Source organism: Actinotalea ferrariae, assembly GCF_019733465.1.
Lineage (GTDB): Bacteria > Actinomycetota > Actinomycetes > Actinomycetales > Cellulomonadaceae > Actinotalea > Actinotalea ferrariae_A.
Genome location: NZ_JACVQL010000114.1, coordinates 1 through 7,909, shown reverse-complemented (window position 1 = coordinate 7,909; position 7,909 = coordinate 1). Strand labels below are relative to the sequence as shown.

Here is a 7,909-nt window from a genome sequence, read left to right as displayed (position 1 = left end):
AACAACCGTCCACCTGGCCGCGTACCGGACCCACCCACGTGCGCACACGCTCGAACGCGAACATCCGGCCACCCCTGAGGCGGGCTCCGGGCCGAGTGACGGCTCTCCGGGCGACGGCGGTGGGCCCGACGGGTGCGGCAGCGCCTCGGGGAAGGGTTGCGCACGCTATTCGTGCGCAACCCTTCCTCGCGGTCCGCGCGCGAGCTGCCCTGTCGGCAGGAGCGGTCAGGCCTGGCGGGAGGGGTCAGGCCGGGGAGGGTGGCGCGTCAGCCGCTGGGCAGAGTGCGCCCGGTGGGGGGTTCGAGAGGGACGTCAGTGCGGCTGGTACGGCGAGACGACGACCTCGACCCGCTGGAATTCCTTGAGGTCGGAGTACCCCGTGGTCGCGAGCGCGCGGCGCAGCGCGCCGACGAGGTTGAGCGTCCCGTCCGCCTGACGACCGGGCCCGAACAGGATCTCCTCGAGCGAGCCCGCCGTGCCGACCTGCACCCGCTCGCCGCGCGGCAGCTGCGGGTGGTGGGCCTCCGGGCCCCAGTGCCAGCCCTTTCCGGGCGCCTCGGCCGCGCGCGCGAGCGCGGCGCCGAGCATCACGGCGTCGCAGCCGCACGCCACGGCCTTGACCAGGTCGCCGGCCCGGCCCACGCCGCCGTCGGCGATGACGTGCACGTACCGGCCGCCCGACTCGTCGAGGTACTCCCGGCGCGCTGCGGCGACGTCGGCGACCGCCGTGGCCATCGGCGCGTGGATCCCGAGCGTGTTGCGCGTGGTGTGCGCCGCGCCGCCGCCGAAGCCGACGAGCACCCCCGCCGCGCCCGTGCGCATGAGGTGGAGCGCCGCCGTGTAGGTCGACGCGCCGCCGACGATCACCGGGACGTCGAGCTCGTAGATGAAGCGCTTGAGGTTGAGGGGCTCGGCGCGACCCGAGACGTGCTCGGCCGAGACCGTGGTGCCGCGGATGACGAAGAGGTCGACGCCCGCGTCGACCACGTGCTTCCAGTACTGCTGCGTGCGCTGCGGCGAGAGGGCGCCGGCCACGGTCACGCCGCTGCGGCGCACCTCCTGGAGGCGCTGCGTGATGAGCTCGGGGATGATCGGCGCCGCGTAGAGCTCCTGCATCCGCGCGGTCGCACCCGTCGCGTCGAGCTCTGCGATCTCCGCGAGCTGCGCCGTCGGGTCCTCGTACCGCGTCCACAGACCCTCGAGGTCGAGCACGCCGAGGCCGCCGAGGCGACCGAGCGCGACCGCGGTCTCGGGGCTCATCACCGAGTCCATCGGTGCGGCCACGATCGGCAGCTCGAAGTGGTAGGCGTCGATCTGCCAGCCGACCGAGACCTCCTCCGGGTCACGCGTGCGACGCGACGGGACGACGGCGACGTCGTCGAAGGAGTAGGCCCGGCGCCCGCGCTTGCCGCGGCCGATCTCGATCTCGTTGCTCACGCCCCCAGGCTACCGGCGCGCGCACGCAGGCCCGCGCCGGGGCGATCGGCGCTGCCGGGTCGGCGCGCCACCGCCCGGTGTCGGTGGCTCCTGGGACGCTGTCCGCAGGAGGTGGCCATGAGCTGGACGGCAGGCCCCGTGGTGGGCCTCGACACGGAGACGACGGGGGTCGACGTCGACACGGACCGCATCGTCACGGCCGCCGTCGTGCGCCGGGAGGCGGGCGCCACGAGCGTGACGACGTGGCTGCTCGACCCGGGGGTGGCGATTCCCGACGTCGCGACGGCGATCCACGGGGTGACCACAGCCCGTGCGCGCGCCGTCGGTCGGCCGGCGGCCGCGGCGCTCGACGAGATCGCGGTCGAGCTCGTGGACGCCCTGGCGCACGACGAGCCGGTGGTGGCCTACAACGCGAGCTTCGACCTCACCCTGCTCGACGTCGAGCTGCGCCGGCACGGGCTGGCGACGCTCGCGGCGCGCCTCGGCCGCCCGGTCCGCGCGGTGATCGACCCGCTCGTCCTCGACCGGCACCTGGACGCGTCCCGTGAGGGGGCCCGCAGGCTGGGCGACCTGTGCGACCACTACGGGGTGCCGGCGGCCGACCTCCACCGGGCCGACGTCGACGTGATCGCGACCCTGGACGTGCTCGACGCCCTGACGCGGGCGTTCCCCGAGATCGGAGCGCTGCCGCTCGACGAGCTGCACGAGCTCCAGGTGTCCGCGCACGAGCGCTGGGTGGACCGAGTCTCCTCGGCGCGGGCGGAGCGCGGGGCGGAAGGTCCGGGCCCCGAACCGGCGTGGCCCGTACGCGTCGGTCCGCCCGTGCTGAGCAGCGCAGGCGGACCGGTGGCCTAGGACTCAGGTGCCGCCGCGCGGCACGAGGCGTCGACGACGGCACGTGCGGTCGCGCGGGCATGGGTGACCGGGTCAGCGGGTGCCCCGCGCAGCAGGCTGCTGAGCACGCCGTTGTAGAGGAGCAGCAGGACCTCCGCCACCGTGGCGGCGTCCGTGCACCCCGCCTCCTCCGCCAGCCGCCCGAGCCGTTCCGTGACGAGGCGCGTGTCCTGCTCGATCAGGTCCAGCACCGGGTCGTCCCCGCCGTCACGCGGGACGGGGCGCTCGGACGCGGTGGCGAGGAAGCAGCACCACTGGGTGGGGCGCGCCGCGGCGCGGAACGTCTCGACGGCGTCGAAGACGGCGAGCAGCCGCTCGCGCGGTGAGCCGGCGTCGGCGACGGCGACGTCCCAGTGCTCCGTCCAGGAGCGCAGGCGACGTTCGAGGACCTCACGCAGGAGGTTGTCCTTCGAGCCGACGTGCTTGTACAGCGTCACGACGGCGACGCCCGCCTCCGCCGCGACGGCGTCCACCCCCGTGACGGCGATGCCGTCACGGAAGAACAGCTCCTCGGCGGCGTCGAGGATGCGCTCGCGCGTGCGACCCGGATCCCGCATGCCACCGAGCATAACGTTCGTTACAGTGAAACGGTCGTTATGGAGGAGGGGCATGGCGGACGTCGCAGGGACCGGCCGGCTCACGCCGCGGGCGAGCGCGGGCGTTAGCGGGGGCACGGCCGCGGGCACCGCGGGCTCGGGTCCTGACGCGCGCGCGACCACGGGTGTCGCCGTCACGCTCGCGGGCATGCTGCTCATCGCGACCACGTACGGGATGGCGCGCTTCGGCGTCGGCCTGTTCGCGCCGATGCTCGCGGCGGAGCGTCCGGAGCTCGCCGGGGTGCTGGGCTGGGCCGCCGCCGCCCAGTTCGCCTCGTACTCGGTGGCGGCAGCGTCCGCGGCCCGGGTCGTGGACCGCCGTCCCGGGGTCGGCCTCGTGCTCGCCGGCGTCACGGCGACGGCCGGGTGCGTGGGGGTCGCCCTGGCGCAGGACCCGGTGGTCCTCGTACTCGCGGTGGTCGTCGGCGGCCTGGGCGGCGGCTTCGCCTCCCCTGCGCTCGTCCCCGTGGTCGACGCCGTCGTCGCCCCCGAGGCGGCCGCCACGGCGCAGTCCGTGGTGAACGCCGGGACCGCGGTCGGCGTCGTCGGGGCCGGGATCGTCTCCTTCGCCGCCACGACGATCACCCCGGCCTGGACGACCATGGCCGCCGCGTGCGCGCTGACCGCCCTGGCGGCCTGGTACCCCGTGCGACGGCGCTCCGACCTGGCGACCGCTCACGGCGCGGGCGACGGCGGGCCGGCCGTTCGCGGCTCGGCCGACCCCGACGCCGCCGATCACGACCCGGCCCGGACGTCCGCGGAGCCCGCACCCGGAGCATGGCGCGCCGTCGCCGTCCCCGGTGCGGCAGCCGTGGTCGCGGGCGCCGGGTCGGCGCTCGTGTGGACGTTCGGACCGCTGATCCTCACCGAGCCCGGATCCGTGCCGGCCGAGCGCGTGGGCTGGCTGTGGACGGCGCTCGGCGCCGGCGGCCTCGTGGGCGCGGCGACGGGAACCCTGGTCCGGCGCACCGGTCGGCGCGCCGCGTGGTGCACGTGCACGGTCGCCCTCGCGCTCGCCGCGGGTGGGGTGGCGCTGTCGGTCGCCACCGGCGCGCCGTGGGCGGCATACGCCGGCATGGCCGTCTTCGGTGCCGCGTACATGGGCCTGTCAGCCGTCCTCATCCTGTGGGCCCGGCAGGCGTGGCCGTCCGCGGCGGGCGCGGGCACGTCGGTCCTGTTCATCGCCCTCGCGACGGGGCAGGCGCTGGGCTCGACGGGTTTCGGCGCAGCGCGCGAGGCGCTCGGCCCGGTGACCTCGGCGGTCGTGGCCGCCGCCCTGTGCGTCGCGGCCGGCCTCGCGGCACTCGCCGGACGTCGGCCGGGCCGCAGCGCGAGCCCTCAGCCGAGCGGGCGCAGCGACTCGAGGACGGCGTCGGCGACCGCGCGCGACGACGCCACCACGAGCCCCACGCCGTCGTCGTCCGCGCGGTAGTCGGTGCCGTCGGGACGGATGCTCACTCCCCCGAGCTCCCGCAGGATCGCCGCGCCGACGAGGTGGTCCCACGGCTTCGTGCGCCAGTAGAACGCGAAGTCCGTCGCACCGGTCGCGATGCTCGCGTACGTGGCGCCCGCCCACATCCGGTCGCTCGTCGTGGCGCCCGCACCGAGCGCGGCGATCCCCGACGTGACCCGCTCGTGCACGCCGTTCGGCAGCTCGGGGCGATCGCGCGGCAGGAACTTCGTCGCCGCGCCGCCGCGGAGCGCCCGGAGGTCGGCCTCGGGCCGCGCGAGGCGGATGTCACCGTCCCACGCCCCGCCTCCCCGCACTGCGACGAGCATGCGCTCGCGCTCCGGCAGGCAGATCCAGCCGCCCACCGCCTCGCCCCGCTCGACGAGGGCCACCATGAGCGCGTAGTCGGGCGCACCGTCGACGAAGGCCTGGGTGCCGTCGATGGGGTCGACCACCCAGACCCGCTCGGCGGTCGCGACGACGTCGAGCAGCGACGGGTCCGCCGCGACGGCCTCCTCGCCGACCACCGGCACGTCGGGCGTGAGCCGCAGCAGGCCTGCGGTCAGCGCCTCCTCGGCGGCCAGGTCGACGACCGTCACCGGGTCGCCCGGGCTCTTCTCGCTCACGTCGTCGGCGTGCAGCGCCCGGAACCGGGGCCGGACGACGCCGGCCGCGACCTCCCGGACGAGCGCGGTGACCTGCGCGACGGGGATGCCCTCGAGGTGCGGTCCGCTCACCGCGACGAGTAGTTCGGCGCCTCGGAGACCATCTGGACGTCGTGCGGGTGGGACTCCTTGAGCCCCGCCGGGGTGATCCGGACGAACTGACCGCGCGCCTGGAGCTCCGGGATGGTCCGCGCCCCGACGTAGAACATCGACTGGTGCAGGCCGCCGACCAGCTGGTGCGCGACCGCCGCGAGCGGGCCCCGGTACGGGACCTGGCCCTCGATGCCCTCGGTGATGATCTCGTCGTCGGACAGGTCGCCCTGGAAGTACCGGTCCTTGGAGTAGGACCGGCGGTCCCCGCGCGACTGCATCGCACCGAGCGACGCCATGCCGCGGTACCGCTTGAACTGCTTGCCGTTGACGAACACGAGGTCGCCGGGGCTCTCGTCGCACCCCGCGAGGAGGCCGCCGAGCATCACGGTGTCGGCGCCCGCGACGAGCGCCTTGGCGATGTCGCCCGAGTACTGGAGGCCGCCGTCGCCGATGACCGGCACGCCGGCCGGGCGGCACGCCTTCGCCGCCTCGTAGATGGCCGTGACCTGGGGCACACCGACACCCGCGACGACGCGCGTGGTGCAGATCGAGCCCGGGCCGACGCCGACCTTCACGGCGTCCACGCCCGCGTCGACCAGCGCCTGGGCACCCGGACGCGTCGCGATGTTGCCGCCGATGACCTGGACGTGACGCGTCCCCGGGTCCGACTTGATGCGCCGCACCATGTCGAGCATGAGGCGCGCGTGACCGTTCGCGGTGTCGACCACGAGCACGTCGACGCCCGCCTCGACCAGGGCCGTGACCCGGTCCCACGCGTCGCCGAAGAAGCCCACCGCGGCACCGACGACGAGCCGCCCCTCGCCGTCCTTCGTCGCGAGCGGGTACTGCTCGGACTTGACGAAGTCCTTCACCGTGATGAGGCCCTGCAGCACGCCGGCCTCGTCGACGAGCGGCAGCTTCTCGACCTTGTGCTTGGCGAGCAGGGACGCCGCGTCCGCGCGCGAGATGCCGACCGGGCCCGTGACCAGCGGCATGGCGGTCATGACCTCGCGGACGCGCAGCGTCGTGAAGTCCTGCGGCGCGACGAAGCGCAGGTCGCGGTTCGTGATGATGCCGAGCAGGCGCTGCTGGTCGTCGACCACGGGCAGCCCGCTGACGCGGTACTTGCCGCACAGCGCGTCGAGCTCCGCCAGCGTCGCCTCGGGCCCCACCGTCACCGGATCGGTGACCATGCCGGACTCGGAGCGCTTCACCAGATCGACCTGGTGAGCCTGGTCGGCGATCGAGAGGTTGCGGTGCAGCACGCCCAGCCCACCCTGACGGGCCATGGCGATCGCCATCCGGGCCTCGGTCACGGTGTCCATCGCGGCCGAGACCAGCGGGACCGCGACGGTCAGCTCACGCGTGAGGCGGGAGGTGGTGTCCACCTCGCTCGGGATCACGTCCGTCTCGCCGGGCAGCAGGAGGACGTCGTCGTACGTCAGGCCGACGAAGCCGAACGGGTCTGCGGGCTGGTCGTCGGCGGCGGGAGAGGTGCGGGGCTCGAACGCGCTCACCTCGTCGATGGTACGCACCTCACCGGGGTGGGTCGGCACCCGTCCACGCGGGCTGCGTCAGCGGATGAAGCCCCGGCGCAGACCGATCGCGACGGCCTGCGCGCGGTCCGCGGCGCCCAGCTTGCGGAACAGCCGACGCGCGTGGGTCTTGACCGTGTCCTCCGAGAGGAAGAGCTCTGCGCCGATCTGGGCGTTGGAGCGCCCGTGGCTCATGCCGGAGAGCACCTCGAGCTCGCGCTTGGTGAGCTCGACGACGGGTGCGCCCGGGTCCTGCGGCTCGACGCGGCGCACGGGCGCCTCGGTCCGCGGGGGCGGGCCCGCCTGGTGCGGGACGCTCGACGCGAGGCTGTGCGCCGCGACGGCGACGAGCTCGCTGCGGTCGACGTCGGGCGCGAGGTAGCCACGCGCGCCGAGCGCGATGGCGCGGTCGAGCGTGATCTCGTCGCCCGGGACGGCGAGCATGATGACGACGGGGGTGGCACCGATCATCCGGAGCCGGCGCATCGCCTCGATGGGGCCGGCACCGGGAAGGTGCGCGTCCAGCAGGACGAGCGCGGGGGCGGTGCGGCGCGCGAGGGCGACGAGCTCCTCGGCGCTGGCGGCTCCACGGGCCGGCGCGAGCGCCGGGACCCCGTGGGCTGCGGAGACGATGCGGTCACGCACGGCGGCGGAGCCGTGGCACACGACGATGCCTGCCATCCGCCTCCTTCCGGTCCTCGTCGCCGCGCCCCTGACGGGGCGGGGCGGCCTGCGACGGCCGGGTGCCGCGCGAGGTTCTCATCGGCCCGCGTGCCGCCGGACCTTAGCCCGCGAGCCGGGTGAACCCTCCTCCGCGTCGCGTCTCGGCCTCGCGCCGACGACGGACGAGCGCACCGCCGGCACCCCGTGCCCGCCTCAGCCGACGACCGCGAGCACCTCGTGCAGCGCCCCCGTGAGGGTGCGCACCCGGTGCACCGTCACGGTGGCCGGCGGCTCGAACGGCGCGGCGCCCTCACGGTGGACGAAGATCGGGACCGCCGGGGCGCGTGCCGCGACGGCGCCCAGCAGCCGGTCCGCGCGCGCGGCCTCCGCGTCGTCGGCGCCGACGTGCAGCAGCACGGCCGAGGGCGCGAGCCGCTGCACCGCCGCTGCGACGGACCCCTCGCCCCCTGCCGAGAGGACGCGCGCCCTGACACCGCTGCCCGAGAGCGCCGTCGCGAGGCTGTGCGCGAGCAGGTCGGCGCCGCCCGCCGCGGGCACGACGAGGACCGTCGGCGC

Annotated in this window: 7 protein-coding genes and 1 pseudogene; 2 read left to right on the top strand and 6 right to left on the bottom strand. The window is 75.4% G+C overall.

Annotated features, from left to right (window positions below):
- Nucleotides 1–312: 312 nt before the first annotated feature.
- Nucleotides 313–1,437 (bottom strand): GuaB3 family IMP dehydrogenase-related protein, encoded by a 1,125-nt coding sequence (locus tag ICW40_RS10225; RefSeq protein ID WP_221653722.1) that lies wholly within the window; start codon nt 1,435–1,437, stop codon nt 313–315.
- A gap of 117 nt (nt 1,438–1,554) precedes the next feature.
- Here ICW40_RS10225 and ICW40_RS10220 point away from each other — a divergent pair, with 117 nt between their 5' ends.
- On the top strand, nt 1,555–2,292 hold the full coding sequence (locus tag ICW40_RS10220) for an exonuclease domain-containing protein (protein ID WP_221653721.1): 738 nt from the start codon (nt 1,555–1,557) through the stop codon (nt 2,290–2,292).
- Here the strand turns inward: ICW40_RS10220 and ICW40_RS10215 are convergent.
- Complete coding sequence (locus tag ICW40_RS10215) at nt 2,289–2,888, bottom strand: TetR/AcrR family transcriptional regulator (protein WP_221653720.1); 600 nt, start codon at nt 2,886–2,888, stop codon at nt 2,289–2,291. The two genes, ICW40_RS10220 and ICW40_RS10215, sit on opposite strands and share 4 nt — an antisense overlap.
- 52 nt (nt 2,889–2,940) lie before the next feature.
- Here ICW40_RS10215 and ICW40_RS10210 point away from each other — a divergent pair, with 52 nt between their 5' ends.
- Nucleotides 2,941–4,359 (top strand): MFS transporter, encoded by a 1,419-nt coding sequence (locus ICW40_RS10210; RefSeq protein WP_221653719.1) that lies wholly within the window; start codon nt 2,941–2,943, stop codon nt 4,357–4,359.
- Here the strand turns inward: ICW40_RS10210 and ICW40_RS10205 are convergent.
- From ICW40_RS10205 to ICW40_RS10190, 4 genes and pseudogenes are all read right to left on the bottom strand, one after another.
- Nucleotides 4,266–5,114 (bottom strand): inositol monophosphatase family protein, encoded by an 849-nt coding sequence (locus ICW40_RS10205; RefSeq protein WP_221653718.1) that lies wholly within the window; start codon nt 5,112–5,114, stop codon nt 4,266–4,268. The two genes, ICW40_RS10210 and ICW40_RS10205, sit on opposite strands and share 94 nt — an antisense overlap.
- Nucleotides 5,111–6,652 (bottom strand): IMP dehydrogenase, encoded by a 1,542-nt coding sequence (guaB, locus tag ICW40_RS10200; protein WP_221653717.1) that lies wholly within the window; start codon nt 6,650–6,652, stop codon nt 5,111–5,113. Before guaB ends, ICW40_RS10205 begins: the two co-directional genes overlap by 4 nt.
- Nucleotides 6,653–6,709: 57 nt before the next feature.
- Complete coding sequence (locus ICW40_RS10195) at nt 6,710–7,351, bottom strand: response regulator transcription factor (protein ID WP_221653716.1); 642 nt, start codon at nt 7,349–7,351, stop codon at nt 6,710–6,712.
- 195 nt (nt 7,352–7,546) lie between these two features.
- Nucleotides 7,547–7,909, bottom strand: a pseudogene (locus ICW40_RS10190) (hypothetical protein); the annotation flags it as partial.